This is a genomic window from Arhodomonas sp. AD133, assembly GCF_051195215.1.
GTDB lineage: Bacteria > Pseudomonadota > Gammaproteobacteria > Nitrococcales > Nitrococcaceae > Arhodomonas.
Map to the genome: position 1 here is coordinate 37,365 of NZ_JBNAZM010000023.1, position 26,760 is coordinate 64,124.

21 protein-coding genes and 1 CRISPR repeat array are annotated in these 26,760 nt (G+C 67.6%); of the genes, 11 read left to right on the forward strand and 10 right to left on the reverse strand.

Features of this window, described 5'->3' with window-relative positions:
- Nucleotides 1-6 precede the first annotated feature (6 nt).
- The 5 genes from ACPEES_RS13635 to thiS all read right to left on the reverse strand — a co-directional run bounded on the left by ACPEES_RS13635 (nucleotide 7) and on the right by thiS (nucleotide 3,631).
- Complete coding sequence (locus tag ACPEES_RS13635) at nucleotides 7-774, reverse strand: ABC transporter ATP-binding protein (RefSeq protein ID WP_435104059.1); 768 nt, start codon at nucleotides 772-774, stop codon at nucleotides 7-9.
- Nucleotides 771-1,751 carry a FecCD family ABC transporter permease gene (locus ACPEES_RS13640; protein WP_435104086.1) on the reverse strand — a complete coding sequence of 327 codons (981 nt, stop codon included), beginning with the start codon at nucleotides 1,749-1,751 and terminating at the stop codon, nucleotides 771-773. The genes ACPEES_RS13635 and ACPEES_RS13640 overlap by 4 nt, the downstream gene beginning before the upstream one ends.
- On the reverse strand, nucleotides 1,751-2,446 hold the full coding sequence (gene trmB, locus ACPEES_RS13645) for a tRNA (guanosine(46)-N7)-methyltransferase TrmB (protein ID WP_435104060.1): 696 nt from the start codon (nucleotides 2,444-2,446) through the stop codon (nucleotides 1,751-1,753). Before trmB ends, ACPEES_RS13640 begins: the two co-directional genes overlap by 1 nt.
- 95 nt (nucleotides 2,447-2,541) lie before the next feature.
- On the reverse strand, nucleotides 2,542-3,324 hold the full coding sequence (locus ACPEES_RS13650; protein WP_435104061.1) for a thiazole synthase: 783 nt from the start codon (nucleotides 3,322-3,324) through the stop codon (nucleotides 2,542-2,544).
- An 85-nt stretch (nucleotides 3,325-3,409) separates the two neighbouring features.
- Nucleotides 3,410-3,631 (reverse strand): sulfur carrier protein ThiS, encoded by a 222-nt coding sequence (gene thiS, locus ACPEES_RS13655; RefSeq protein ID WP_435104062.1) that lies wholly within the window; start codon nucleotides 3,629-3,631, stop codon nucleotides 3,410-3,412.
- Nucleotides 3,632-3,883: 252 nt separating this feature from the next.
- On the opposite strand from thiS, the gene cas1f reads away from it, so the two are divergent.
- Genes cas1f through cas6f form a run of 6 tightly spaced genes read left to right on the forward strand, consistent with a single transcriptional unit; the run spans nucleotide 3,884 to nucleotide 12,152 of the window.
- Nucleotides 3,884-4,861, forward strand: a complete 978-nt coding sequence (gene cas1f / locus ACPEES_RS13660) for a type I-F CRISPR-associated endonuclease Cas1f (RefSeq protein WP_435104063.1) — start codon at nucleotides 3,884-3,886, stop codon at nucleotides 4,859-4,861.
- Nucleotides 4,858-8,193 (forward strand): type I-F CRISPR-associated helicase Cas3f, encoded by a 3,336-nt coding sequence (cas3f, locus tag ACPEES_RS13665; protein WP_435104065.1) that lies wholly within the window; start codon nucleotides 4,858-4,860, stop codon nucleotides 8,191-8,193. Before cas1f ends, cas3f begins: the two co-directional genes overlap by 4 nt.
- A gap of 38 nt (nucleotides 8,194-8,231) precedes the next feature.
- Nucleotides 8,232-9,548 carry a type I-F CRISPR-associated protein Csy1 gene (csy1, locus tag ACPEES_RS13670; protein ID WP_435104066.1) on the forward strand — a complete coding sequence of 439 codons (1,317 nt, stop codon included), beginning with the start codon at nucleotides 8,232-8,234 and terminating at the stop codon, nucleotides 9,546-9,548.
- Complete coding sequence (csy2, locus tag ACPEES_RS13675) at nucleotides 9,541-10,515, forward strand: type I-F CRISPR-associated protein Csy2 (protein ID WP_435104067.1); 975 nt, start codon at nucleotides 9,541-9,543, stop codon at nucleotides 10,513-10,515. Before csy1 ends, csy2 begins: the two co-directional genes overlap by 8 nt.
- A 25-nt stretch (nucleotides 10,516-10,540) precedes the next feature.
- Nucleotides 10,541-11,581, forward strand: a complete 1,041-nt coding sequence (gene csy3, locus ACPEES_RS13680; RefSeq protein ID WP_435104068.1) for a type I-F CRISPR-associated protein Csy3 — start codon at nucleotides 10,541-10,543, stop codon at nucleotides 11,579-11,581.
- Nucleotides 11,582-11,585: 4 nt separating this feature from the next.
- On the forward strand, nucleotides 11,586-12,152 hold the full coding sequence (cas6f, locus tag ACPEES_RS13685; RefSeq protein ID WP_435104069.1) for a type I-F CRISPR-associated endoribonuclease Cas6/Csy4: 567 nt from the start codon (nucleotides 11,586-11,588) through the stop codon (nucleotides 12,150-12,152).
- 130 nt (nucleotides 12,153-12,282) lie between these two features.
- A CRISPR array of direct repeats spans nucleotides 12,283-14,009; the repeat unit is 28 nt; unit sequence GTTGGCTGCCGCACAGGCAGCTCAGAAA.
- A 188-nt stretch (nucleotides 14,010-14,197) separates the two neighbouring features.
- Here cas6f and ACPEES_RS13690 read toward each other — a convergent pair.
- The 5 genes from ACPEES_RS13690 to ACPEES_RS13710 all read right to left on the reverse strand — a co-directional run bounded on the left by ACPEES_RS13690 (nucleotide 14,198) and on the right by ACPEES_RS13710 (nucleotide 18,828).
- Nucleotides 14,198-14,320 carry a hypothetical protein gene (locus tag ACPEES_RS13690; RefSeq protein WP_435104070.1) on the reverse strand — a complete coding sequence of 41 codons (123 nt, stop codon included), beginning with the start codon at nucleotides 14,318-14,320 and terminating at the stop codon, nucleotides 14,198-14,200.
- Between the two features lie 409 nt (nucleotides 14,321-14,729).
- On the reverse strand, nucleotides 14,730-16,223 hold the full coding sequence (locus ACPEES_RS13695) for a tripartite tricarboxylate transporter permease (RefSeq protein WP_435104071.1): 1,494 nt from the start codon (nucleotides 16,221-16,223) through the stop codon (nucleotides 14,730-14,732).
- Between the two features lies 1 nt (nucleotide 16,224).
- On the reverse strand, nucleotides 16,225-16,659 hold the full coding sequence (locus ACPEES_RS13700) for a tripartite tricarboxylate transporter TctB family protein (RefSeq protein ID WP_435104072.1): 435 nt from the start codon (nucleotides 16,657-16,659) through the stop codon (nucleotides 16,225-16,227).
- Nucleotides 16,660-16,669: 10 nt separating this feature from the next.
- Nucleotides 16,670-17,644 (reverse strand): Bug family tripartite tricarboxylate transporter substrate binding protein, encoded by a 975-nt coding sequence (locus ACPEES_RS13705; protein WP_435104073.1) that lies wholly within the window; start codon nucleotides 17,642-17,644, stop codon nucleotides 16,670-16,672.
- A gap of 140 nt (nucleotides 17,645-17,784) precedes the next feature.
- Nucleotides 17,785-18,828 carry a Bug family tripartite tricarboxylate transporter substrate binding protein gene (locus tag ACPEES_RS13710; RefSeq protein WP_435104074.1) on the reverse strand — a complete coding sequence of 348 codons (1,044 nt, stop codon included), beginning with the start codon at nucleotides 18,826-18,828 and terminating at the stop codon, nucleotides 17,785-17,787.
- A 112-nt stretch (nucleotides 18,829-18,940) separates the two neighbouring features.
- Here ACPEES_RS13710 and ACPEES_RS13715 point away from each other — a divergent pair, with 112 nt between their 5' ends.
- From ACPEES_RS13715 to ACPEES_RS13735, 5 genes are all read left to right on the forward strand, one after another.
- The gene (locus ACPEES_RS13715) at nucleotides 18,941-19,609 is read left to right on the forward strand and encodes a response regulator transcription factor (RefSeq protein WP_435104075.1); all 669 of its coding nucleotides are present in this window, start codon (nucleotides 18,941-18,943) and stop codon (nucleotides 19,607-19,609) included.
- Complete coding sequence (locus ACPEES_RS13720; RefSeq protein ID WP_435104076.1) at nucleotides 19,602-20,978, forward strand: sensor histidine kinase; 1,377 nt, start codon at nucleotides 19,602-19,604, stop codon at nucleotides 20,976-20,978. Before ACPEES_RS13715 ends, ACPEES_RS13720 begins: the two co-directional genes overlap by 8 nt.
- Nucleotides 20,975-22,036: an ABC transporter substrate-binding protein gene (locus ACPEES_RS13725; RefSeq protein ID WP_435104077.1), complete on the forward strand. Its 1,062-nt coding sequence runs from the start codon at nucleotides 20,975-20,977 to the stop codon at nucleotides 22,034-22,036. Before ACPEES_RS13720 ends, ACPEES_RS13725 begins: the two co-directional genes overlap by 4 nt.
- Before the next feature lie 540 nt (nucleotides 22,037-22,576).
- Nucleotides 22,577-23,338 (forward strand): helix-turn-helix domain-containing protein, encoded by a 762-nt coding sequence (locus ACPEES_RS13730; RefSeq protein WP_435104078.1) that lies wholly within the window; start codon nucleotides 22,577-22,579, stop codon nucleotides 23,336-23,338.
- Between the two features lie 122 nt (nucleotides 23,339-23,460).
- Entirely contained in the window at nucleotides 23,461-26,661 is a 3,201-nt protein-coding gene (locus ACPEES_RS13735) for an acyl-[ACP]--phospholipid O-acyltransferase (RefSeq protein ID WP_435104079.1), read from the forward strand.
- Nucleotides 26,662-26,760 lie beyond the last annotated feature (99 nt).

Here is a 26,760-nt window from a genome sequence, read left to right on the forward strand (position 1 = left end):
AATGGTTCAGACCGGCAGGAACGCGCGCCGGTCGCCATCGCTGAGAATCCGGATGGGGTGGCCGTAGAGGCGGGCGAGGGTGGTCTCGTCGAGTACGTCTGCAGTGGCGCCGAAGCAGACCTGGCCGTCACCGAAGAGCAGCAGCAGGTGATCGCAGAAGCGGTCGGCGAGGTTGACGTCGTGCAGGCTCATGACCACCGCACCCTTGGTCTCCTGCGCCCGGCGGGTGATCAGCGCCAGCAGGTTCACCTGGTGGTGGAGGTCCAGGTGGTTGCTAGGCTCGTCGAGCACATACACGGCGGGCGCCTGGGTGAGCACGGTGGCCAGCGCCAGGCGTCTGCGCTCGCCGCCGGACAGCGTGGAGACCGGGCGGTCGGCGAGCTCGGCGAGGCCCACTTCGTCGAGCGCCGCTTCGGCGGCTGTGGTGTCCGTCTCGCCCTCCCATTGCCAGGCCCCGAGCCAGGGGTGGCGGCCGATCAGGGCAGTCTCCAGCACCGTGGCGGGGAAGGGGTCGTGGTTGTCCTGAGGCATGAGCCCCAGGCGTCGGGCGATGGCGCGACGGCCGAGATGTGTCAGGGATGTGCCGTCGAGCAGGATCCGGCCGCTGTCAGGGGAGCGAAGGCCGGCGAGGGTGTGCAGCAGGGTCGTCTTGCCCGTGCCGTTGGCGCCGAGTACCCCCCAGCATTCGCCGGCGCCGACGCTGAAATCGAGTGTCCGGCACACGCTTTGTCCGGCGATGGACACCGACAGGGCCTCGGCTGCGAGCAGGCTCACGACGGCACCTCACGACCCCCACGGTGGAGAAGAAACAGGAACACGGGCACGCCGATGAACACCGAGAAGACGCCCACCGGCAATTGCTGCGGGGCGAAGGCGGTGCGCGCGAGGGTATCGGCGAGCACTACGAACGTGCCGCCGAGCAGCACCGCGGCTGGCAGCAGCAAGCGGTGGTCGGCCCCCATGGCCAGCCGTAGCAAATGCGGGACGACCAGCCCCACGAACCCGACGCTGCCGGCGAGGGTGACGGCGGTGGCCGTGAGCAAGGAGGCCAGCAGATAGATGAGCAGCCGCAAGCCCCGCACGGAGACGCCGAGCGCCTGGGCCTGGAGCTCGCCACGGGCGAGCAGGTTGAGGTTGCGTGCCACTGCCAGTGCCGCGGTGAGGCCGACGATGAGTACCACAGCCGGTCCTGCCGCCGACGGGGCGGTGGCGAGGTCGCCCATGAGCCAGAAGAGCATGCCGCGGACGTCGGTGGGCGGCCCGACGGCGAGTAGGAAACTCACCACCGCGCTCCAGCCCGCGGCGACCACCACGCCGTTGAGAAGCAACCGTGTGGGCGTCCAGCCGCCACGGCCGTGGGCGAGACCGAAGACCAGCAGCATCGAGGTCAGCGCACCGGCGAAGGCGCCGCCGGAGGTCCACAGGGCGCCGAGGCCAAGAAGAATGGTCGAGAGCGCGCCGACGGCGGCGCCGCCGGAAATGCCCAGCACGTACGGGTCGGCGAGGGGGTTGCGCAGTAGCACCTGCATCAGCGCTCCGGCGAGGGCGAGCAGCCCGCCGGTGACGAACCCGGCGGCCGCACGCGGCAGGCGCAGGCCCCAGACCACGTCACGGGCAGTACCTTCGCCGACGAGGGTCGCCAGCAGGTCGCCGGGACCGATGGCAAGGCTGCCTACGGCGGCCGCGATCAGGAAGCTCGCCAGTGCCAGGGCGGCGAGGCCCGTGAGCCAGCCAAGGCCTGCCCGCGGCATCATCGACGGGTCAGGATGAGGTCCCAGACACCGTGGCCCTTGCTCAGCCCGCGGCGCTCGAACCTGGTTTCGGGGCGTTCGCCGCGGTCCGGGGCGAATCCGGCGTGGGGGTTGTCGAAGTCCGGATTTGCCGAGACCACTTCCAGCATGTGCTCGGCGTAGTCGGCCCAGTCCGTGGCGAGATGCAGAAAGCCTCCGCTGGCGAGGCGCTCGGCGACCAGCGCCAGCCACGGCGGCTGTACCATGCGCCGCTTGTGATGGCGTTTCTTCGGCCACGGATCCGGGAAGAAGAGCTGCAGGCCGGCCAGCGAGCCGGGGGCGATGTGGCGGCGGAGCACTTCCACCGCGTCGGCGCATATCACCCGGACGTTGTCCGTGCCTTCGGCGTCGAGCTGGCGCAGCAGGCGGCCGACGCCGGAACGGTAGACCTCGATCCCCAGGTAGTTGCGTTCCGGGTGGCGCGCGGCGAGCTCAGCCAGGGCCTCGCCGTCACCGAACCCCACGTCCAGCACGACCGGCGCCTGGCGACCAAAGGCGGCGGCGAGATCCAGCAGGCCCTCCGCGGGCTCGATGCCGTACCGCGGGTAGAGGGTATCCAGCGCCCGTTGCTGCCCTTCGGTCAGCCGCCCTTCCCGGCGGACGAAAGAGCGAATGGGGCGATGCCGGGGTTCGTTGATGTTTGCGCTCTCGGTCACGGATCTGCCACTGGCCGCTGTACGGGTCGATTGTGGTGTGTGTCGCCTGCCACGGGCGGGCGGAGGCGGAAACCGGTTGCCCGCGACGTGCCCGTTCAGAAGAACGTGCCCTCGATCGGCGATGAAGCGCTGGCGAAGCGCTTCTTCGCGATGCGTCCGGCACGGTAGGCTTCGCGCCCGGCCTCGACGGCCTTGCGCATCGCCGAGGCCATGAGCACCGGGTTCCGGGCGCCGGCAATGGCGGTATTCATCAGCACGCCGTCGCAGCCGATTTCCATGGCCACGGAGGCGTCCGATGCCGTGCCCACGCCCGCATCCACCAACACCGGCACGCTGGCGTTCTCGATGATGGTGATGATGTTGTACGGATTCTGGATGCCGAGCCCCGAACCGATGGGGGCGGCCAACGGCATCACCGCGACACAGCCGATGTCTTCGAGGCGGCGGGCGATGATGGGGTCGTCAGAGGTGTAGACCATCACGTCGAAGCCGTCGGCGACGAGTTGCGCTGCGGCGTCGAGGGTGGCGGGGATGTCCGGATAGAGCGTGCGCTCGTCTCCCAGAACCTCCAGCTTCACCAGGTTGTGACCGTCGAGCAGCTCCCGGGCCAGGCGGCAGGTGCGTACTGCATCCTTTGCGGTATAGCAGCCGGCGGTATTGGGGAGGATCGTGTAGCGCTCCGGCAGGACCACGTCGAGCAGGTTGGGCTCATCCGGCTTCTGGCCGATGTTGCTTCGGCGGATGGCGACGGTGACGATTTCTGCGCCGCTCGCGCGGATGGCAGCATCCGTCTGCTCGAGATCTTTGTACTTGCCGGTGCCGATCAGCAATCTGGACTCGAAGCTCCGGCCGGCGACTACGAGGTTGTCTTCGCTCATAAGTCGAATGCGGGTTACCAGCCACACGGCACGGCCGCGCCGAGTGCGCGGTGCGTGCATCCAGGGGCGGTTGAATCGCCGGCGGTCACCCGCCGCCGATGGCGTGTACGATCTCGACCCGGTCACCGGGTTTCAGCGCATGCGCGTCGAAGCGGCTGCGCGGGACCAGGTCCTCGTTGACTTCGATGGCGATGCGCCGCCCCCCGAGCCCGAGCGACGTCACCAGGTCGGCGAGCGTTTGCCCCGGCGTGAACGGCTGCGCTTCGCCATTGACGATGATTTCGCGACGGTGGACGGTCTCTTCCATCACGCCGCCATTGTATACCAAGCCGCGCCGGGGGCGAAAATGTACGCCTCGCTTGCGTGGGCAGTGGTTTCCTCCCCCCTCTCCGGCCAGTCCCTGGACGGCCATGTTTATTGCTCGGTAAGGTGCATTCCAAAGGCATCGATGAGCCCTGCTTCGTTCAGAGCGCATCTTCGTCGGTGTCCAAACAACAAGATGGTGGCAAGTGCAGGCGAGTCGCCGGTAGCTGTCGCGGCGTCCGGGGGGTAGTTCGTAATGGACGATTTTTCCGCGGGGGATCTGAAAACCATCCTGCACTCCAAGCGGGCGAACATCTACTACCTCCAGCACTGTCGCGTCCTGGTCAAAGGCGGGCGAGTCGAGTTCGTCACGGATGAGGGCCGGCGTTCGCTGTACTGGAATATCCCCATCGCGAACACAACGACGGTCCTGCTGGGCACGGGGACCTCGATCACCCAGGCGGCGATGCGCGAGCTCGCCCGGGCCGGCGTGCTGGTCGGGTTCTGTGGCGGCGGCGGGACGCCGCTGTTCAGCGCCAACGAGATGGACGTCGAGGTTGCCTGGTTCAGCCCGCAGAGCGAGTACCGGCCGACCGAGTATCTGCAGGCCTGGGTGGCGTTCTGGTTCGAGGAATCACAGCGCCTGGAGGCCGCGCGGTGCTTCCAGTGGGCGCGGCTGAAGCGGATACGCGAGAACTGGCTGGATAACCGTGCGCTTGCGGATGCGGGCTTCGGGGTGGCACGTGAGCCGCTGACGCATTTGGTGGAGCGCACGGAAGCGGCGGTGGCCGCGGCACCGGACACGGTGGAGCTGCTGACGCTGGAGGCGCGGCTCACCAAGCAGCTGTTCGCCATGGCCGCCGGCGCGGTGGACTACGGCGAGTTCACCCGGGCGAAGCGCGGGAGCGGCACGGACCCGGCGAACCGGTTCCTGGATCACGGCAACTACCTGGCCTACGGGCTCGGTGCGACAGCCACCTGGGTGCTGGGGCTGCCACACGGCCTGTCGGTCCTCCACGGCAAGACCCGGCGGGGCGGGCTCGTCTTCGACGTGGCCGACCTCGTCAAGGACGCGGTCATCCTCCCGCAGGCATTCATCTCCGCCATGCGCGGCGACGAGGAGCAGGAGTTCCGTCAGGCCTGCATCGAGCAGCTCACCCGTACGGAATCCCTGGATTTCATGATCGATACGCTGAAATCCGTGGCCGTCACGCTCGGGACGCCCGCCCAATGAACGTGCTGCTCGTCTCCCAGTGCAGCAAGAACGCTCTGAAGGAGACGCGGCGGATCCTCGACCAGTTCGCGGAACGCCGTGGCGAGCGCACCTGGCAGACGCCCATCACCCAGGCCGGGTTGGACACTTTGCGCCGCCTGCTCCGGCGCAGTGCGCGCAAGAATACCGCCGTGGCCTGCCACTGGATACGCGGGCGCGACCACAGCGAGCTGCTGTGGATTGTCGGCGATGCCGGGCGGTTCAATACGCGCGGTGCCGTACCCACGGAGACCACGCGCAGGGATATCCTGCGGCGGGCGGACGAGAACGACTGGCACACCGGGGAAGACATCCTCCTGCTGGCCAGCCTGGCGGCCCTGCTGCACGATCTGGGCAAGGCGTGCGCCGCCTTCCAGCTGCGCCTGCACGACCCCGCCGGCGCGACGCGCAACCTCTACAGGCACGAATGGATCAGCCTGCGACTGTTCGAGGCGTTTGTCGCCGGTGATGACGACGCCACGTGGCTCGCGCGGCTGGCCGGTCTGGACGCGGACGACGCCCCCTGGTTGGAACGGCTGGTGCGCGACGGCCTGGACGACGGCCCTGCCTCACCGTTTTCTTCGCTGCCGCCGCTGGCGGCCGCGGTGGGCTGGCTCATCGTCACCCATCACCGCCTGCCGGAGATGCCGCGATCCGCCGATGATGGCGGATTCCAGGTGGCACAGCTGCGGGATCTGCCCTCGCTCATTACCGCGGACTGGAATGACGACGTCCCTCACGAGCGTGATCTCCGTGAGCTACCCGGTTACTGGCGTTTCGACCACCCGTTGCCAGTGACTACCGGCAAGTGGCGGAGCCGGGCAGCGCGCATAGCCCACCGGATGCGTCGTCGTCTCGATCACTATCAACAGCAGTGGCTGGACAACCCCTACGTGATGCATCTCGCCCGGCTGAGCCTGATGCTGGCGGACCATCACTACTCCAGCCTGGAGGATCCCGGCCAGCGCACCCGCGGCGAGCGCGGATATCCCCTCTACGCCAATACCGTGCGCCGCACCGGGGCCCTGAACCAGCCCCTGGACGAGCACCTCCTCGGCGTGGAGGCCGGGGCGCGCCGGGTCAGCGGCACGCTGCCCGGTGTCGAGCGCTACCTGCCGCGGCTGGCCCGCCACCGCGGGTTCCGCCGCCGCAGCGCCGACCCACGCTTCCGCTGGCAGGATCGGGCCTACGACCTCGCGGCCTCCCTGCGTGAACGCGCGCAGGCGCAGGGGTTTTTCGGCGTCAACCTGGCATCGACGGGCTGCGGCAAGACCCTGGCCAACGGCCGGATCCTGTATGCCCTCGCGGACCCGGACAGCGGGGCACGATTCTCGATCGCCCTCGGCCTGCGCACGCTCACGCTTCAGACCGGGCGTGCGTATCGGACGCTGCTGAACCTCGGCGAGGACGAGCTCGCCGTGCGCACCGGCGGATCGGCGAGCCGCGCGCTGTTCGAGCACTTCGAGGCGGAGGCGGACGCCAGCGGCTCGGCCTCCAGCCAGCGCCTCATGGAGGAGGACGCCCATGTCTATTTCGAGGGGGATTTCGGCAATCATCCCCTGCTGCGCCAGCTCGCCCATGACCCGGGCATGCGCGCCCTGATCGCCGCGCCGATCCTCGTCTCCACCGTGGATCACCTGGTGCCCGCCACCGACGGACTCCGTGGTGGGCGCCAGATCGCCCCCATGCTGCGGCTGCTCAGCGGCGACCTCGTGCTCGACGAGGTGGACGACTTCGACCTGAACGACCTTCCCGCGCTGACGCGCCTGGTCAACTGGGCCGGCATGCTCGGCACGCGGGTGCTGCTCTCCTCGGCCACCCTGGCGCCATCGCTGGTGGAAGGGCTGTTCCAGGCCTACCGGGCGGGCCGGGCCGTGTATCAGCGCAACCGTGGTGAGCCGGGGCGGGCAGTGAGCATCACCTGCGCCTGGTTCGACGAGAGCGACCGCCGGCACGTGGACTGCCCGGATGCCGAGTCGTTCACCGCCGCCCATGGGGCATTCGCCGGCCGGCGTCGGGAGCGTCTGGCCGAGGTGGCGGTGAGGCGCCGGGCGGCGCTGGTGCCCGTGGCGGCATCGCGGGAGACCGGGGCGCCGACCATCGCCGAACAGCTTGCGGCGGAGATGCGCCGGCAGGCACTCGACCTCCACCAGCGGCACCACAGTGTCGACCCTCCCAGCGGCAGGCGGGTGAGCTTCGGCCTGATCCGCATGGCGAACATCGAGCCCCTGGTGCAGGTCGCCCGCGCCCTGCTGGCAGCCGGTGCGCCGGAGGGCTGCCGCATTCACCTGTGCGTGTATCACGCGCAGTTCCCGCTGGTCATGCGCTCGACCATCGAGCGTCATCTGGACGGTGCCCTCGACCGCCGTGACGAGATGGCCGTGTTCGAGCGCCCGGACGTACGGGCCTGCATCGACGGTGCCGGCGAGGCGGATCAGCTGTTCGTCGTCCTGGGCTCGCCGGTGACGGAGGTCGGCCGGGACCACGACTACGACTGGGCCGTGGTCGAGCCCTCCTCGATGCGCTCGCTCATCCAGCTCGCCGGCCGGGTGCGGCGGCACCGGGTTACCTCCTGTGAAACCCCGAATATCGCCTTGCTGGCCAGCAACTACAAGGCCGTGGAAGCGCCCGGCAACGTCGCTTTCACGCGCCCCGGTTTCGAGGGCGACGGGCCATGGCGGCTCAGGAGTCACGATCTGCACGACCTGCTTGCCCCCGACGAGTACCAAACGGTGGATGCCCGGCCGCGCATTACCGAACGCAGCGAGTTGCGCCCCCGCGACAGCCTGGTGGACCTGGAGCACGCCCGCCTGCGTGCCGCGCTGCTGCCCGGGGAGTCGGGGCCGGGCCGCGCCATGACGGCGCGGGAGCGGCGCGCCATGAAGGCGCCACCCGCACCACCGCTCAATGCCGCGAGCTGGTACGGCCTCCCGCGGGCGGACCTCAGCGGCGTGCTCCAGCGCAAACAGCCGTTCCGGCAGCAGACCCGGGAGGAGGCCGAGCTGGTGCTGATGCCCGACGACGCCGGCGAGCACTGGCACCTCAGGGAGCTGTGGCACGAGCCGGGCAAGCGGGGTGCCCCTCTCTATCTGGACGCAGACGACCGGCTGGAGCGCTCGGCCTCGGAGGGCATGCAGGGCGAGCGCATCACGCCCTGGATCGGCACCGGCTATCTCGACATCCTCGCGGCCCTGGCGGAGGACCTGGATCAGCCGCTGGAAGAGTGCGCGCGTCAATTCGGTGTTGTGACCGTGCCACGGAACGATCGGGGGTGGTGCTATCACGAGCTCCTGGGCTTCACGAAACGCCGCTGACGGCCCGGACCGTTGCCGAAGGCAAGGAGAAGGCACCGATGGAGAGAACGATGCCGGACGACACTGACAGAGCCCTTCGCGAAACCGTGGAGGCGTTCATAGGCGAGCGATGTCAGGCGAAGCTCGACAAGCTAAAACCGGACGACGACAGCCATTACGAGAAGCGCCAAGCGGTAATTGACCATCACCGCCGGGAAAACTGGCTCGCGGACGCCACGCGGCGCGTCGCTCAGCTGCAGGTGGTCACCCACGCGCTCAAGGCCACGCACCCGGATGCCAGGGGCACGAGCCTGTTCGCCCCGCCGGAGACGTTGCCGGCGCATCCGGCCGTGGGCACCCACGTCCTCGGTGACGGGGCGCCGCGGGACGTCGTGGGCAATGCCGCGGCGCTCGACGTCTACAAGTTCCTCCAGACCGAGCACGACGGCCGGTCCATGCTGGATCGTGCCCTGGCCGGCGAGGCGGCTTTTGCAGCGGCCCTGAGCGACGATCCGGCGCAGGGGCAGGCGTGGATGGAGGCCTTTGCCGGCATCACCCGGGCCGGTCACGACCAGGCCAGCCATACACGCGCCAAGCAGGTCTACTGGCTCGTCGACGACGACCCCACCGACGATCGGGGGTTTCACCTGCTGGCGCCGTTATACGCCACGAGCCTCGCGCATGCGGTCTTTCACGCGATCAACGAGGATCGCTTCGGCGAGGCGGCGAAGGCGGCACGGACGGCCCGGCGTGAACGTCGCTACAGCGCCGTCGAGTCCCGCGAGTACCCGAAGCTGGCGGTGCAGAAATTCGGCGGGACCAAGCCCCAGAACATCTCCCAGCTTAACAGCGAGCGGCGCGGCAGCAATTACCTTCTGGCCTCGCTGCCGCCGGACTGGCGTTCCGCGGATGTACGGGCACCGCTCCATACCGACTCGGTATTTCCGCTCTTCGGCCGCCGCCGGCCCGTGCGCTCGGCGGTGAACGCGCTGCTGCGCTTCCTGCGCTCGGACCCGAAGCCGAACGTCGAGACCCGCCGCCACCGGGATGAGCTGCTGGCCGAGCTCACCGACGCGCTCCTGGTGTTCGCCGCCGAGCTGTCGGCACTGCCGCCGGGCTGGAGCGGCCACGCCGACTGTCACCTCGTCGAGGCGGAGTGCCTTTGGCTCGATCCCGACCGGGCGGCGGAGGACGCCGAGTTCGCCGCACGCCGGGCACAGGTGGACTGGCCGCAGGAGGTCCGCGAGCGCTTCGCCGACTGGCTCAACGGTCAGCTTCGGGACGCACTGCCGGTGGCTGACGCCGAGCGGCGTTTCTGGGCGGACCGGCTGGAGGCGGAAATGGACGAGCTGGAGGAGGCGCTGCCCCATGTCTGAGAGTCATTCGCTACTCGTGCTACCCCATGTGCGCGTGCAGAACGCGAACGCCATCTCCAGCCCGTTGACTTGGGGATTTCCGGCGATGACCGCGTTCGCGGGCCTGATGCACCTGCTCGAACGCCGCCTTGCCGAGCGGGACGTCCCGCTCCTGTTCGAAGGAGTCGGCGTGGTGTGTCACCACTGCGAGCCCCAGGCGAGCCATCGCGGCTACACCCACGCCTTCCACCTGACGCGGAACCCGCTGGACAGGGACGGCGACACCGCCGCCATCGTCGAGGAGGGGCGCGTGCATCTGGACGTCAGCCTGGTCTTCGCGGTGCTCGGCGATGCCTGCGCCGCGCCGGCGGAGGAGCGTGCCGCGGTCGCCCGGGAGGTCGGCGAGCTCCTGCTCACCCTGCGGGTGGCCGGCGGCACGGTGCTGCCGGGCTCGCTCCAGGGGCGCCGCTGGAACGGCCCCGAGCTGATCCCCCTGGACGAGCGGGAGGATGAGCGCCGCCGGCAGTACAAGCGCCTGCTGCGGCGGTGGCTCCCCGGCTTCGCCCTCGTCTGCCGTGACGACGTGCTCCACGAGCGGCACGCGCAGATGTGTGCGGACGACCCGGACGCCACGCTGCTGGATGCCTGGCTCGACCTCTCGCGGCTGAACATGACCTGCCGTAGCGAAGATGATGACGGTGAGGAAACGATTCGCTGGGAGGCGCGCCGCCGGCCCGGATGGCTGGTGCCGATCCCCGTGGGTTACGGCGCCCTCGGGCCGCTGCAGGTGGGCGGCGACGTCCGCCGGGCCCGGGACGAGGCCACTCCGCTGCGCTTCGTCGAGAGCCTGTACTCCATCGGTCAGTGGGTGAGTCCCCATCGGCTGGACAGCCCGGAGAGGCTGCTATGGTACGTCGACAACCGGCTCGACGAGGGGCGCTACCGACTGCGCAACGACTACATCGACAACGCCGCCGAATTCGTCTGACCTGCACCAGGAAGGAGCCTGAACCATGGCCAAGACCGCCGAGCTCAAGACCGCTTCCGTCCTCGCCTTCGAGCGCAAGCTCGATCCCTCCGACGCCCTCATGTTCGCCGGCCGCTGGAGCGAGCGTGGCAGCGCCACGCAGTGGCCCGGCATCGCCATTCGCGCGAAGTCCGTGCGCGGCACCATCTCCAACCGGCTCAAGGCGAAAGACCAAGACCCCGCGAAGATCGACGCCGCGATCCACAACCCCAACCTCCAGACCGTGGACGTCGCCGCCCTGCCCACGGATGCCGATACCCTGCTGACGCACTTCACGCTCAAGGTGCTCGGCGGTGCCGGCGAGCCCACCGCCTGCAACAGCGCGGCCTATCACGAAAAGCTCCGGGCCGCGGTCGATGCCTACGAAACCGAGCACGGCTTCGACGAGCTGGCCCGGCGCTACGCCCACAACCTCGCGAACGGGCGTTTCCTGTGGCGCAACCGCGTCGGCGCGGAGGCCGTCGAGGTCCGGGTGAGTCACCGCGAGCACGGCGAGCTCGCGGCGAGCTGGACATTCGACGCCCTCGAGCTCTCGGTGCGCGATTTCGAGCCCGCCGCCGGTGCCCGGGACGATCTTGCCGGCCTCGCTGCACTCATCCGCCAGGGGCTCGCCGGCGAGCGCCTCGTGCTCCTGGAGGTGAGCGCGTTCGCCCGGATGGGTGCCGGTCAGGAGGTCTTCCCCTCCCAGGAGCTCATCCTGGAGCGGGGGCGGAACGACAAGAGCAAGACGCTCTACAGCGTCAACGGCGTCGCGGGTATCCACTCCCAGAAGCTGGGCAACGCGATCCGCACCATCGATACCTGGTATCCGGAGGCGGACACCGCCGGGATCGGGCCCATCGCCGTCGAGCCCTACGGCTCCGTGACCACGCGGGGGACCGCGTACCGCCAGCCCCGGCAGAAGGTTGACTTCTATTCGCTGCTGGATGACTGGCTGCTCAAGGATCGCAGGCCGGCGGTCACCGATCAGCACTACGTCATGGCCACCCTCATCCGCGGCGGCGTGTTCGGCGACAAGGCGGAGTGAGGTGATGCTGGATCACTACCTGGACATCCGCGTTCTGCCGGACCCGGAGTTTCAGCAGTCCATGCTGCTCGGCGCACTGGTGAGCAAGCTGCACCGGGGGCTGGTGGGCATTGACGCCGACGATATCGGCATCAGCTTCCCCGCCCATCGGACCGACCCCCGCACGCTGGGCGACGTGCTGCGGCTCCACGGAACGGCCGACCGGCTCCATGAGCTGACCGCGGCCCGCTGGCTTGCCGGGATGCGTGACCATGTCGATCACGACGAGATCCGGTCCGTACCCGACGGGATCGTCCACCGGGTCGTCCGGCGCCGGCAGTACAAGACCAACGCCGAGCGACTGCGCCGTCGCCGCATGCGCCGGCATGGCGAAACCTACGAGCAGGCCTGCGTCCAGGTCCCGGACAGCGTCGAGCGGACGGTGACGACCCCCTTCGTCACCGTCCGCAGCAGCAGCACCGGCCGGGCGTTCGGGCTGTTCATCGAGCACGGAGACTGCGTCCCTGACCCCGTGCCCGGCGCCTTCAACACCTACGGGCTCAGCCGTACGGCCACCGTGCCGTGGTTCTGACCCTTTTTCCGGTGGCCGATAATCTGACCCCATGAATCAGTCATTTAGCAAGGTGCCTGAAAAATGGGTCAACGGCCGCCGGACCCTCGTTGTTCTTTAACAAACAGGGACTTGTCGCTGATAGACTCTAGTTGGCTGCCGCACAGGCAGCTCAGAAATTGTCGTCTTCCTTGGTGGACTCTTCCTTGAGGTTGGCTGCCGCACAGGCAGCTCAGAAAATGCCGATTCCGTAGCCGATATCCGCGACGATGTTGGCTGCCGCACAGGCAGCTCAGAAAATCTATATGAATGGCACTGAGGCCGTCGGGGCGTTGGCTGCCGCACAGGCAGCTCAGAAACTCACGATCAGCGGCGTCGAGCATGGCAACCAGTTGGCTGCCGCACAGGCAGCTCAGAAAACGGCCCCGATGAAGAAACGGTCAGCCGAAACCGTTGGCTGCCGCACAGGCAGCTCAGAAATCCTCCTTCTCTATGCCCGAAGCCCGCACTGCGGTTGGCTGCCGCACAGGCAGCTCAGAAAATGAGGGGGCGCGCACCCGCGGCAGACAGGAGGTTGGCTGCCGCACAGGCAGCTCAGAAAACTATAATCACCTTTCGCGACCGCAGCCGAGTGTTGGCTGCCGCACAGGCAGCTCAGAAAACTCTGGGTGTTTGGGTAGATCGAGCCAATCGCTTGGCTGCCGCACAGGCAGCTCAGAAAACCGCCATCCACGCCGATTCCGCTACCGGCCGGTTGGCTGCCGCACAGGCAGCTCAGAAAAGTAGGTGCGGACGTCAATGGTGTGTATCACAAGTTGGCTGCCGCACAGGCAGCTCAGAAAAACCCAGAGTCGCCGCCACGATACGTGCCTTAGTTGGCTGCCGCACAGGCAGCTCAGAAAAAGTGCTGGTCCGTGGTGGGGCACAGAACTCGGTTGGCTGCCGCACAGGCAGCTCAGAAATTGATGAAGTGTATTGGGAAAACCGAGGCTTTGTTGGCTGCCGCACAGGCAGCTCAGAAAATGTCAGTGAGCGTGGCGTCCTCCAGATCCTCGTTGGCTGCCGCACAGGCAGCTCAGAAATGGTGCGCAACGCCAAAGGGGCGGTGATTGGCGTTGGCTGCCGCACAGGCAGCTCAGAAATGGTCGAGAAGGGTCTGCCGGACCTCGTCGCAGTTGGCTGCCGCACAGGCAGCTCAGAAAGCTAGGTGGCGGATCAAACTGTCGGCTCGCTCGTTGGCTGCCGCACAGGCAGCTCAGAAAGTCCGGATAGACCACCACGAGCGCGGAGTGCTGTTGGCTGCCGCACAGGCAGCTCAGAAAATCTTGCTCGGCGGTTACGGACCAGCCGTTATGTTGGCTGCCGCACAGGCAGCTCAGAAAAGACGTCGGCATACCGTGACACCGCGGCGCATCGTTGGCTGCCGCACAGGCAGCTCAGAAACGTTGTTGCTGCATCGTGCTGGCGCTCTACATGTTGGCTGCCGCACAGGCAGCTCAGAAAGTGTTCTCCCGGGAGTACACCTGGCAAAACTGGTTGGCTGCCGCACAGGCAGCTCAGAAATCCAGCACCGGCCGCTCGTAGCTGAAGTCGACGTTGGCTGCCGCACAGGCAGCTCAGAAAGCCGTGCGCAGCCTGTTGAGATTCTGTTGCAGGTTGGCTGCCGCACAGGCAGCTCAGAAATTCTAGGAGTGATGCGGTGGAGCAAGTCCTCTCGTTGGCTGCCGCACAGGCAGCTCAGAAAAGGATGGAACGGGCCCGTTTGGCCATTGCTTCGTTGGCTGCCGCACAGGCAGCTCAGAAAATAGCACCTCGAAATCCAGTAATCCGGACATGTCCGGATTTTGAAAGTTCGCTGCCGTGTAGGCAGCTCAGAAAGAGTCGCGCGATGGGTGGCCATCCCGGTAGGCGTTCGCTGCCGCGTAGGCAGATCGAAGAAGTAGATATACGGATGCGCTTGTGCCCATTTCGTGTTCGCCGAACCCGACGAAGCGCTCTGTGTCGCTATGGCCACAAGTGGTTCGGTTACTCCGGCGTCTGCCGCGTGCGTTCAGTTTGAGAATCGTCTATCTGACATAGGCCAGCAATGCCGGCAGCAGCGCGAACCGCAGCAGTGTGGAGAGCACGATCATGCCGGCGATGTCCTCCACCGGGCCGTCGTAGCGCTCAGTGAAGAGATAGTTGAACATGGCCACCGGCATTGTGCACTGGAGGATAAGGGTGCCTGCGGCCACGGGGCTCAGGTCGAAGCCGTGTGCGCCGCTGTGGACAGCGTTGCTCGTCGCTCATGTAGACCTTGCTACACCACGCTCCTCGTGCCACTGACCGTCGAGGCGAGTGACTCGGAATATCGCAAGCCTGTTGTGGCGGCATACCACGAAGGCCTGTCGAAGCGAACAACGGCGCACACGGTTACTGAGACCTGACGATGCGTTCGAAAAGGTTAGTAAGACCAGCGCCGGGGTGCCCACGTTCATTACCAGCGCCCCGAGGAAGCGCCGGTGGAATCCCGACACCCGGGCGATGAGCAGCCCGGGTGCCGGGATCAGGAAGCCCGGCGCGACCGTGGGAGGATGGCGGTGTACCTCCAGGCGTTTGTCAGCCCCGCTGCTGCCCCAGGCGTCGAATGATGGTGGGGGCGAACAGGCCCACCAGTGCCATGGTCCACAGCGTCACCGACAGCGGGCTGGAGAGCAGTGTCGTCCAGTCGCCGTCGCTCAGGGTGAGCGCCCGTCGCAAGTTGGTTTCCATGGGCTGGCCGAGCACCAGTCCGAGCACCACGGGCACCAGCGAGATGTCGAGCTTGCGCAGGATGTAGCCGAGCACCCCGAAGAACACCATGGTGAGGATATCGAAAGGGCTGTGGCTGATGGAGTAGATGCCCACGAAGCCCACCAGGGTGACCAGTGGCATCAGTACCCACGAGGGTACGGAAAGCAACCGTACGAACAGCCCTACCAGCGGCAGGTTCATGACCAGCAGGACCACGTTGGCCACGTACAGCGCGGCGATCAGGCCCCACACCAGCGCCGGTTGCTGCTCGAAGAGCATCGGTCCAGGGGTCACGCCCAGTGAGACCAGCATGGCGAGGAGAATGGCCGTCGTGGCGCTGGCGGGTACGCCCAGGGAGAGCAGGGGCACCAGACCGCCGCTCACGCCGGCGTTATTGCCGGCTTCCGGGGCGGCTACGCCGCGCTTGTCGCCGTTGCCGAAATCGCCGTTTCGGCCATTGATGCGCTTCTCCAGGGCATAGGCCAGAAAGGCGCCGAGCGCGGCCCCGGCGCCGGGGAGCACGCCGCCGATGAAGCCCACGACGCTGGAGCGGATCATCGTCCAGCCGGTGCCGGCGACTTCCTTGATGGCCTTGCTGACGCGGCCGAGGCGAACCGGCTCGTGGGTGCCGGCGAGGTGCATGTCGATGAAGACCATCAGCTCGCTCACCGCGAACAGGCCCACCAGGGCCACGATGAAGTCGATGCCCTCGTAGAGCTCCAGGAAGCCGAACGTGTAGCGCGCCACGCCGCTGCCCGGGTCGATGCCCACGGTGGCGAACATCAGCCCCAGCAGTGTCGCCACCAGGGTCTTCACCGCGTTGGAGCCGGAGATGCCGGTGATGGTGGAGAAAGCGAGCACGTAAAGCGCGAAGTATTCCGGCGGCCCGAAGCGGATGGCGAAGCCGGCGAGCAGCGGGGCGAAGAACATCAGCGCAACGATGGAGATGGTCGCACCCACGAACGAGGCCACCGCGGAGATGGCGAGTGCGGCCTCTCCTCGGCCCTGGCGGGCCATGGGATAGCCGTCCAGCGTGGTCATGATCGCCGGCTCGTCGCCGGGGATGTTGAGCATGATGCTGGAGATGCGCCCGCCGTACATGGCGCCGTAGTACACGCACACCAGCAGGATCATGGCGGAGTCGGCGGGCAGGCCCAGGCTGAACACCAGCGGAATGAGGATGGCGATGCCGTTGGCCGGGCCGAGCCCCGGCAGCGCGCCGATGAGCGTGCCGGCGAACGCGCCGAGCAGCCCGAGGGCGATATTGGTGGGCGTAAGCGCCACCGCGAAGCCCTGGAGCAGCAGGTCGAATGTCTCCATGTCAGCCTCCGTAGAGGGTGCCGGTGGGCAGCGGCAGGCCCAGCACCCAGTCGAAGAGCCCGAACAGCGCCACGCTACCGCCGACGCCGAGGATGCCGGCACGCAGCCACGTGGTGCCGAGCTGCACGGCGATCACCGCGATGACTGCGGCGGTGGAAAGCACGAAGCCCAGCGGCTCCAGGGCGAAGGCGTAGCCGATGAGCACCGCTACGGCGATGATCTGGTGGAGCAGTGCGGCGCCCCGCGGCCAATCGGCCTCCGGGCCGGGGCGGACGATGAGGTAGATGCTGGTCACGCCCAGGAGCACGGCGAGCAGCGTGGGGAAGGACGCGGGGCCGAGCGGCTCCGAAACGAAGCCGCTCGTGTAACCCCGCGCCGCGATCCCGTAGCCGACCGCCAGGGCGAAGAGCAGCACCCCGGTGATACGGTCGCTCACGGGTTGTCCTCTACTGCAGCAGGCCGATTTCCTGGGAGAGCTCGCGCAGGTCGTTCACCTGCTGGTCGACGAACTGCTCCATGTCTTCGCCGCTGCGCTGGAAGGGCACCAGGCCATTCTTGCTCATGGCCTCCTTCCAGGCGTCGGACTCGTAGAGGGATTCCAGGGCGTCGACCCAGTACTGGTAGGCCTCGTCGCTGACGTCACCGCCCATGTAGAACCCGCGCCAGTTCGCACCGACCACGTCGAAGCCCTGCTCGCGGGCGGTGGGCAGCTCCGAGAACTGGTCGGGCAGGCGTTCGTCGGCAAGCACGCCGAGGATGCGGATCTTGCCGGCGTCGATCTGGCCGGTGAGCTCGGAGATATCGCCGGTGAAGGCCTGGATGTGGCCACCGATCATCTGGGTAAGCGCGGTGCCGCCGTTGTTGAACGACACGTACTTGACGTTGCGGACGTTGTCCACACCGGCTTCCTTGGCGAGCATCAGCACCTTCATGTGGTCCCAGCCGCCCACGGCGCTACCGCCGCCGAAGGCCACCTGGCGCGGGTTGTCCTTGACCGCTGCCATGAGGTCGCCGAGGTCCTCATAGGGCGAGTCCGCGGCCACGGCGATGGCGCCGAAGTCAGCACCGAGCGAGCCTACCCAGCGGGTCTGGTCGGCACTGAGACCGGCGAACTTGTTCTGGGCGAGACGGCTGGTGGTAGCGGTACTCGCGGCGACCAGCAGGTTGTTGTCGTCGGCGCGCTTGCCGACAACGTAACCGTAGGCCACGCCGCCACCGGCGCCGGCCATGTTGGTCACCGTCACCGATCCGGGTACCAGATCGAGCTCGCTCAAGATGCGGCCCACCGAGCGGCAGGTGAAGTCCCAGCCACCACCGGGATCCGCGGGCGCGATGCATTCGACCTTACTGGGCTCGAAAGCGTGGGCGGCGGGCACGGCCAGAGCGGCGGCCAGGGCGATACGCGTCAACCATTGGTGCATGGTTGTCTCCTCCTAAATGGCTTTGTGTCGCACGCACCCGCACACGCTTGAAACGGGGTAATGGAGCGGGTGTAGGAAGAACCCTACCCGGCTAAGCTGTCATCCACCTGTCAGCGCGGGTACTGCCGGCACCGACGGCATCAGCCGCCGGCGCCGTCGTTCGAGAGCTTGCGTAGCGCCTCGATCTGCTGCTCGATGGCTGCGCGGCCGGAGGCGTTGATGTCCTTCGACAGACTTTCGAGATCGGCGATCTGAGCGTTGATGAACTCAACCATGGCGTTGCCGCTGCGCCGGAATTTCACCAGGCCGTTGTTCTGCATCGCCGTCTGCCACGCCTGGGACTCGGCTACCTGCTGCAAAGCGTTCACCCAGTAGGTGTGTGCGTCGTCGCTGGCTTCCCGGCCCATGTAGAAGCCGCGCCAGTTGGCGCCGACGGTGTCGTACCCCTGTTCCCGTGCCGTTGGGAGCTCCGAGAACGCCTGGGGCAGGCGTTGATCGGCGAGCACGCCGAGGACGCGCAGTTGCCCCTCGCGAACCGATTCGGCCACCTCCGAGAGGTCGCCGGAGAAGGCGTCGACGTTGCCAGCACGCAACTCTTCCAGCGCGGCGCCGCCATTGTTGAACGACAGATATTGCAGTTCGTGGAGGTTCTTGATGCCGGCGGCGCGGGCGAGCATCAGTACCTTCATGTGATCCCAGCCGTTCGCCGGGCTGCCACCGGAGAAGGCGACCACGCGGGGGTTGTCGCGCACGGCGGTGAAGAGCTCGTCCAGGTTCTGGTACGGACTGTCCGGCGAGACCGCGATGACGCCGAAATCCGCACCGAGTGCGGCGAGCCAGCGAACGTCGCCGGCAGTGTGGCCGGCGTAGCGGCCCTGCGCGAGTCGGCTCGCGGTGGCCGTACTCGCGGCCACGAGCAGGTTGTCGTCGCCCGCGCGCTCCCCGGCGACACGGCCGTAAGCAATGCCGCCGCCGGCACCGGAGACGTTTGAGACCGTGACGGGGCCGGGGGTGAGTCCCTTGGCGGCGAGGATTCTCCCGACGGCGCGGCAGGTGAAATCCCAGCCGCCGCCTTTGTCGGCGGGGGCGATGCACTCCACGTCGCCCGGCTCGAAGGCGGAGGCGGCGGGGGCGGCGATCGCCGCCGTCAGCGTCAGTATCAGGAGCGTGAGCCAACGGTGCATGTTATTGTTTCCTTGCTTCCTTGAGGGACGAGCATGGTTTCGGCAAGCTGCGGCAGCCGGCCGCGGTCGCGCGAAACCCTACCGTCCGAAACTGTCACTGACCTGACACCCCATGCGCATCCTGCTGGTCGAGGACACACCCGATCTGGGCGAGGCGATCACGCACCGGTTTTCCGGCGACGGCCACGCCGTCGAGTGGGTCCGTGACGGCACGGCCGCGGAGGCCATGCTCGCCGGTGAGCGGTTCGATTTGCTTATCCTGGATCTGATGATTCCGCCACCGGACGGTTTCGAGGTTCTGCGCCGGCTGCGTGAGCGCGGCGACGCCATCCCGGTGCTGGTGCTCACGGCGCGTTCGGAGGTGGACGATCGGGTGGGCGCGCTCGACCGCGGCGCCGATGACTATCTGGTCAAGCCTTTCGACTTCCGGGAGCTGGAAGCCCGTGTGCGGGCGTTGCTACGCCGCGGTGCCGGGGAGGCAGCACCACGGCAACGGCTCGGGGGGCTTACCTTCGATCCCGCTGCCCGCCGGGTGCTGTGCGGCGATGCCCCCCTGGATCTGCCTAACCGCGAGTTCCGGCTGCTGGAGATCTTTCTCTCGCGGCCGGGACGGGTGTTCAGCAAGGATGAGATCGCCGATCGGCTCTTCGGACTCGAGGATCCGCCTGCCCCCAACGCCATCGAGGTCTACGTCGCGCGGCTGAGGCGGCGGCTCGCCGGCAGCGGGGTGGTAATCCGCACCCATCGCGGACTCGGGTACGTGGCCGAGGCCGATGACTGAGACCACTATATCTCTGCGCTGGCGGTTGCTGGCCTCGCTCACCGCGTTGAGCGTGGTGGCGACGGTCGCGCTCGTGGTGGGGGCGTGGCTATACGGGCGCAGTGCCGCGGATCGCGCCTACGACCGCATCCTGCGCGCCTCGGCGCTCGCCATCGCCGAGCAGCTCTACGTGCGCGATGGCACACTGCGAGTGGACCTGCCCTACGCATCGCTGGACATGCTCGGTTTCGCACGTGACGACCGGGTGTTCTACCGCGTGGTGGGCCCGCAGGGCGAGACGCTTACCGGCTACGGCGACCTTCCCCCCGCCCCGAGGTCCGCCGAGGATGGCGCGGTGTTCTTCGATGCCGGCTATCGTGGCGAGACCGTGCGCTTCGTGGTACTGGGCCGGCTGATCGCCGAGCCTGCGGTTGCCGGCTGGGCGCGGATCCAGGTCGGGCAGACGCGGCGCGCGCGCGAGGCGCTGGCGCAGGATATGGCGGTGAGCGCGGCGGTGCCCATCGTCGTCCTCGCCGCGGTGCTGCTGGCGCTCGCCTGGCTGGTGGTGACCCGCGGGCTGGTGCCGTTGCGGCGTATCGGCAGTGAGCTCGCCTGGCGTGACCCTGACGATCTGCAGCCGCTTGCCGTGCGCGTGCCCGCGGAGATGGCCCCCATGGTCGATGCCCTCAACGGCTTCATGGCGCGCCTGGCACGAAACCTGGAGCAGACCCGCCGGTTCATCGCCGACGCCGCCCACCAGATCCGCACGCCACTCGCGGGGCTTCAGGCTCAGGCGGAGCTTGCCCGGGACGAGGTGGATCCCGAACGCCTTGCCGAGGCCCTCGACGGCATCGCGGTTCGCGCCCGCGAGACCACGCGGCTGACCAACCAGCTGCTAAGCAACGCACTGGTTTCCCACCGCGGCAATCTGCGCGCCCTCGATCGCGTGGACCTCGGCGATATCGTGCGCCAGGCGGTCCAGGAGGCCACGCCGCTGTCCGGGGGGCGCCGGGGCGATGTGCGTGTGAATCTGCCGAACGGCGAGCTCGCCATCCACGGGGACGCGGTGGTGCTGCGCGAGGCGGTCCGCAATCTGGTGGAGAACGCCTTGCACCACGGCCCGCCCCAGGGCGTGGTGACGGTGGACGCCCGCGCGGACGACGGCGGCTGGTCCTGTGGAGTGAGCGACGCCGGTAGCGGTATTCCGAGTGACGATCGGGCGCGCGTGCTGGAGCGCTTCGAGCGCGGCAGCGCTGTTACCGCGGCGGGCTCCGGGCTGGGGCTCGCCATTGCCCGCGAGGCAGCGGAGCTTCATGGCGCTGAGTTGGTCATGACTCATCCCCCGCAAGGCGGGTTTCGGGTGGCCCTGGTCGTTGGAGGTGAGCGATGAGATGGCTGCTCGCGGTGGCGCTGGTGGCTGTCACGACTGTTGCGGCGGCGCGCACCACGACCTTCCCGTCGCCACAGCCGGATGCTCAGACGGTCACCATATACGGCAGCACCGACACCTGGGCGATGCGTCCGGTCATCGCCGACTTTCAGCAGGCGCACCCTGGCGTGGCAGTGCGTTACGTGGAGTTGGTGGCCAACGTCCTCGACCGCCGTTTTCGCGACGAGGTGGCGCGGGGCACGGAGACCGCCGACCTTCTCGTCAGCTCGGCGATGGATCTACAGACGAAGCTTGTCAACGACGGCTATGCCCGCCCCTACCGCTCCGGTCAGACCGAATGGCTGCCGCAGTGGGCACGCTGGCGTGATCGCGCATTCGGCTTCACCTTCGAGCCGGCAGTGATCGTCTATGATCCGGACCGCCTGAGTCCCGAGGAGGTGCCGCACAATCGCTTCGACCTTATCCGGGTGTTGCGCGAGTCTCCGGAACGTTTCCGCGGGCGAGTGGGCACCTACGACATCGTCGACAGCGGGGTGGGCTACCTCTTTGCCAGCCAGGACAGTCTCCAGGCGAGCACCTACGGGCGCCTCATCGAGAGCTTTGGCCGCACCCGCGTGCAGCTCGCCTGTTGCACCCTGGATCTCTTTCAGGCCATCGAGCGCGGCGAGCTGCTCATCGGCTACAACCTCCTCGGCTCCTATGCCCGCGCGCGTATCGAGGCTGGCTCCTCCCTGCGCATGATCCTGCCGGAGGACTACACGCTGGTGCTCGCGCGTGTTGCCGTGGTGCCCAAGGCGGCCGCACGGCCCGGGCTTGCCGAACGCTTTCTCGACTACCTGTTGAGCGTGCGCGGTCAGAGCGTCCTCGCCCAGCAGTCCTCGCTCTACGCCATCCACCCGGCGGTCACCGGGGAGGGCAGCGCCGATGCTCTGCGCCGCCGCGCCCGCGGGCCGCTGCGGCCCATCGGCCTCGGTCCCGGCCTGATGGTCTATCTCGATGAGATGAAGCGCGAGCGCTTCATCGACGAATGGCGCGCGTCGGTGATCGTCCCCGAGTGACTCGCCGTTGACGCGCGCGCGGAGACGACCGCGACGCCCCATACAGCCTAATTCTCCCGCCGCCCGAGCTGGCGGGACGGTCCACGCCAGCAGTGCCTGCGCAGGCTCAACCCGCCGGCGGCACGCTATCTCCGCGCCGACCGCCACACCCGCTTTTTCATCGCCGACGGTGACCGCTGGCAGGAAAGCGAGCGCTTCCCGCCGCTGGTCGTGGGCCGGAACGTCTACGCCCTGCGCCGCTATCGCAACCCGGATCCGGCACCCGCCGGGCGCGACACCGCATTACTAATCTTCTCAGCGGTATTGTCATGTGTCAGAGCGCCACGACGGTTCGGGGGCAAGGCGCGCGGTGTAGCCGGGCTACATAAGCGGCGAGCAACGCAGACCCATCGGCGCACGGACCGGCTGACGCATGACAATACCTCTGAGAAGATTAGTACACCCTGGCATCCCGAATGGTGACGGTGCGTATCGGAAAGCGATACTTTGCGTCCGACATCGACGCCGCGCAGACCGCGGCAATCGACACGGGAGGCGGATGTGTCACAGAGCCAGCGGATCATCGACGCGACCAAGCAGGCGCTGCGCGAACAGGGGATTACCTACGCCGATGTGGCGAGGCACCTCGGCCTGAGCGAAGCCAGCGTCAAGCGCCTGTTCGCACGCGGTCGGTTCTCGCTCGACAGGCTGGAGGCCATCGCCCGGTTCCTGCAGCTGGACCTGGGCGAGCTTGTTCGCCGCGCCGAGTGCATGGACTCCCTGCCGCAACAGCTATCCGCCGAGCAGGAGCAGTATCTGGTCGCCCGACCCAAGCTGTTCCTGCTGTTCTATCTGCTTCTCAACGATTATGACCTCGACCGTGTGGTCGCCGATTTCCGCATCGATAGGCCCGAGGGCATAAGACTGCTATGCGAACTCGAGGAACTGGGGCTGATCGAGCGCCACCCGGGCGACCGCGTGCGACTGCGGGTGTCGCGAGCGCTGACCTGGCGCCGGGGCGGGCCGATCCGGCGCTTCATCGACGAGCGTGTGCTGCGGGAATTTCTCGGCGGAGCGTTCGACGGCGAGGGGGAGGTATTCCACTTTGTCTCGGGCATCGTCTCACAAGCGAGCATGGCGCAACTGCTGCGCGAGATCGAGCGTGTCGTCCGGCACTTCAACGACCAGTTGCGCGCGGCGAGCGAGGAGAGCCTGGAGCGGCGCCAGGGCTGCAGCCTGCTGGTGGCGATGCGTCCCTGGCGGTTTTCCCTGTTCACCGAGTACGAACGTGCCTCTGAGCCGGGCGCGGCATCACACGAGTGATCGATACGTAGCAAAAAACGATACTTTATTGTCCGGTTATTGGAGTCAGGTTGCGTTTTTTATATCGTCGCAACCACTGACGCGCAACGGCGCCCGACAACCGCTTGCCAGGGAGAACGCCCATGCCACGGATGACCGCCCGCACCGGTTTTCTACCGTTCATCACGGTGGTGTTTCTCAACGCCTTCGTTGATCTCGGACACAAGATCATCATCCAGAACACCCTGTTCAAGACCTTCGACGGCTCACTGCAGATTGCGCTCACCGCGGTGGTCAATGCGCTCATCCTGTTGCCGTTCGTGCTGGTTTTCACGCCGGCGGGCTTTCTCTCCGACCGCTTCGCCAAGCCGCGCGTCATGCGCGCGAGTGCCTTTGTCGCCGTTGCAATCACGCTCGGCATTACCGCTTGCTACTACCTTGGCTGGTTCTGGCCGGCGTTCGCGCTGACCTTCGCACTGGCGCTGCAGAGCGCGATCTACTCGCCGGCGAAATTCGGCTATATCCGCGAACTGGTCGGCGAGGCACAGCTGGCGCCCGCCAATGGCGCGGTGCAGGCGGTGACCACGGTGGCGATTCTCGGTGGCACCTTTGCGTTCTCGGTGGTGTTCGAGGGCCTGTTCGCCGGATCGGGCGCGACCGATCCGCAAGCGACGGTGGCGGCCATTGCACCGGTGGGCTGGTTGCTCGTGACCGCCTCGGGCGCGGAGTTCCTGCTGACGCTGCGCCTGCCGCACCGCGAACCCGCCCGCCCCGGTATGCGCTTCGACTGGAGCCGCTACGCCCGCGCCGACTACCTGTGCGTGAACCTGCGCGCCGCCTGGTCGCGGCCCGCGGTACGCCTGCCGATCATCGGCCTGTCCGTGTTCTGGGCGATTTCGCAGGTGATGGTCGCCGTCTTCCCCGCCTACGCGAAGGCGCGGCTCGGCATCGACAACACAATTGTGCTGCAGGGGACGGTGGCCTGTTCGGGTATCGGCATCATCGTCGGCGCACTGCTAGCCGGTCGCTGGTCGCGCGGCTACATCGAGACCGGCCTGATTCCGGTGGGCACGCTCGGCATCGCCACTGCGTTGTTCCTGCTGCCCGGTCTGCCTACGATCGCCGCGCACGCGGCCAACTTCCTTGCGCTGGGCATGCTTGGCGGTTTCGTGCTGGTGCCGCTCAACTCGCTGGTGCAGTTCAATGCCGGCCGTGAAGGCCTGGGCCGCGTGCTCGCGGCGAGCAACTTCATCCAGAACATCGTCATGCTCGCGTTCCTGGGCCTGACGTTGCTGGCGACGACCGCGGCATTCGGCACCATCGCGCTGTTCGTATTCCTGGGGATAACGGCGCTGGTCGCGGCGCTCTACACCATCGTCAAGCTACCGCAATCGCTGTCGCGTTTCGTCGTAGCGCGTCTGCTGTCGCCGCGGTATCGGTTGCAGGTGCAGGGCCTGGACCACTTGCCCTCCGAGGGTGGTGTCCTGTTGCTCGGCAACCACGTGAGCTGGCTCGATTGGGCCATGGTCCAGATCGCCTGCCCGCGCCCGATCCGTTTCGTCATGGAACGAAGCATCTACGAGCGCTGGTACCTGCGCTGGCTGCTGGACGCCTTCGGCGCGATCCCCATCGCCCGTGGCCGTAGCGCCGACGCCCTGAGGAGCGTCACCGAGTGCCTGAACAACGGCGAGGTGGTCTGCCTGTTCCCCGAGGGCCAGATCAGCCGCAACGGTCACCTGGGCGAGTTCAAGCGCGGCTTCGAGCGCGCCGCTGCCGAGGCGGACGGCGTCATCGTGCCGTTCTACATCCTCGGGCTGTGGGGCAGCCGCTTCTCGCGCGCCGGTAGCGGCATGCGTGAGCGACGGCGAGCCTGGCGCGCCCGCGATGTCGTCTTCGGTTTCGGCAAGGCGCTGCCGATGGTGACCGGTGCCGCCGGCGTGAAGCAGGCGGTGATGGAGCTCTCCGTGGAGTGCTGGCAGGCGCGTGCGCGCACGCTGCCGTCGCTTCCGGCCGCCTGGTTGCGTACAGCCAAGCGCTGTGGCAATGCCCCGGCGGTCGCCGATTCAACCGACGCGTGGATCGGCAGCCGGCGCCTGCTGGCGGGCGTGCTGGCCTTCGCCCGTTATCTGCAGCAGGGCACGCACGGGCGCCGCCTCGGGATACTGCTGCCGCCCAGCAGCGCCGGGATGATCGCCAATCTGGCGGCACTGCTGACCGGGCGCGCGGTGGTCAATCTCAACTACAGTGCCCCTTCGGCGGCGATACGGGCGGCGATCGCGCGTGCGGGAATCACCGAGGTCGTCACCGACGCTCGCTTCGTCGCGCGTCTCGAGAGCCGTGGGCTGAATGTGGATAGCGTGCTGGCGGGCGTTCGCCGTCATGATATCGAGGACTTCCGCAACGCCATGACGCGCGGCGCTCGGATGCTCGCGCTGCTGGCGACCTGGTTGCCGTGCGCACTGCTCGAGCGCGCTTTCGGCCACCGGCCGGACCCGGACGCCACCGCCGCCATCGTGTTCTCCGGCGAGAGCGGGAGTACGCTCGAGGGCGTGGAGCTCAGCCACCGTAATATCCTCGCGAACGCACACCAGGTGGCCGACGTGTTCGACACGGAGACCGATGACGTCATGCTCGGCAATCTGCCGCTATTCCACGCTTTCGGCCTGACCGTGACGACGCTGCTGCCAGCGGTCGAGGGCGTGCCGGTGGTCTGCCACCCGGACCCGAGCGATACGATCGGCAGCGCCAAGGCGATCGCGCGCCACCGGGTCACGGTGATGTGCTCGACCTCGAGCTTGCTGCGGTTATTCGCGCGCAAGCGCCGTATCCACCCGCTGATGCTCGAGTCGCTGCGCCTGGTCGTCGCCGACGCCGAGCAGCTCGAGGCGAAGGCGCGGGAGGCATTCGAGCAGCGCTTCACGAAGCGGATTCACGTAGGCTTCGGCGCCACGGAAGTCACGCCGGTCGCCACCTGCAACGTGCCGGACCGTCTTGATACCCGGAGCTGGCAGGTTCAGATCGGCCAACGGCCCGGCACGGTGGGTATGCCGCTGCCGGGTACTGTCGTGCGCGTGGTCGATCCCGAGACCAACGAGACGCTGCCCGCCGGCGAGGATGGCCTGATCCTCGTCGGTGGCGTGCAGGTGATGAAGGGCTACCTTGACGATCCCGCGCGCACGGCCGAGGCGGTGGTCGAGATCGACGGCATGCGCTGGTATCGCACCGGCAACCGCGGCCACGTGGACGCCGACGGTTTTCTCACCATCGTCGATCACAACCCGCGGTTCGCCGAGATCGACCGCGGGACGGCCAAAGCGCTCGCGAGGGACGCCGTGAGCGCCTGAATGGCCGCAGCTGGCAGGCGGCGGAGAACCCACGAATGCAAACGAGTTAAAAGCATCCGAGGTACGCCCGCAGGCGAGTCGTTTGCGGGCCGTCAGCCG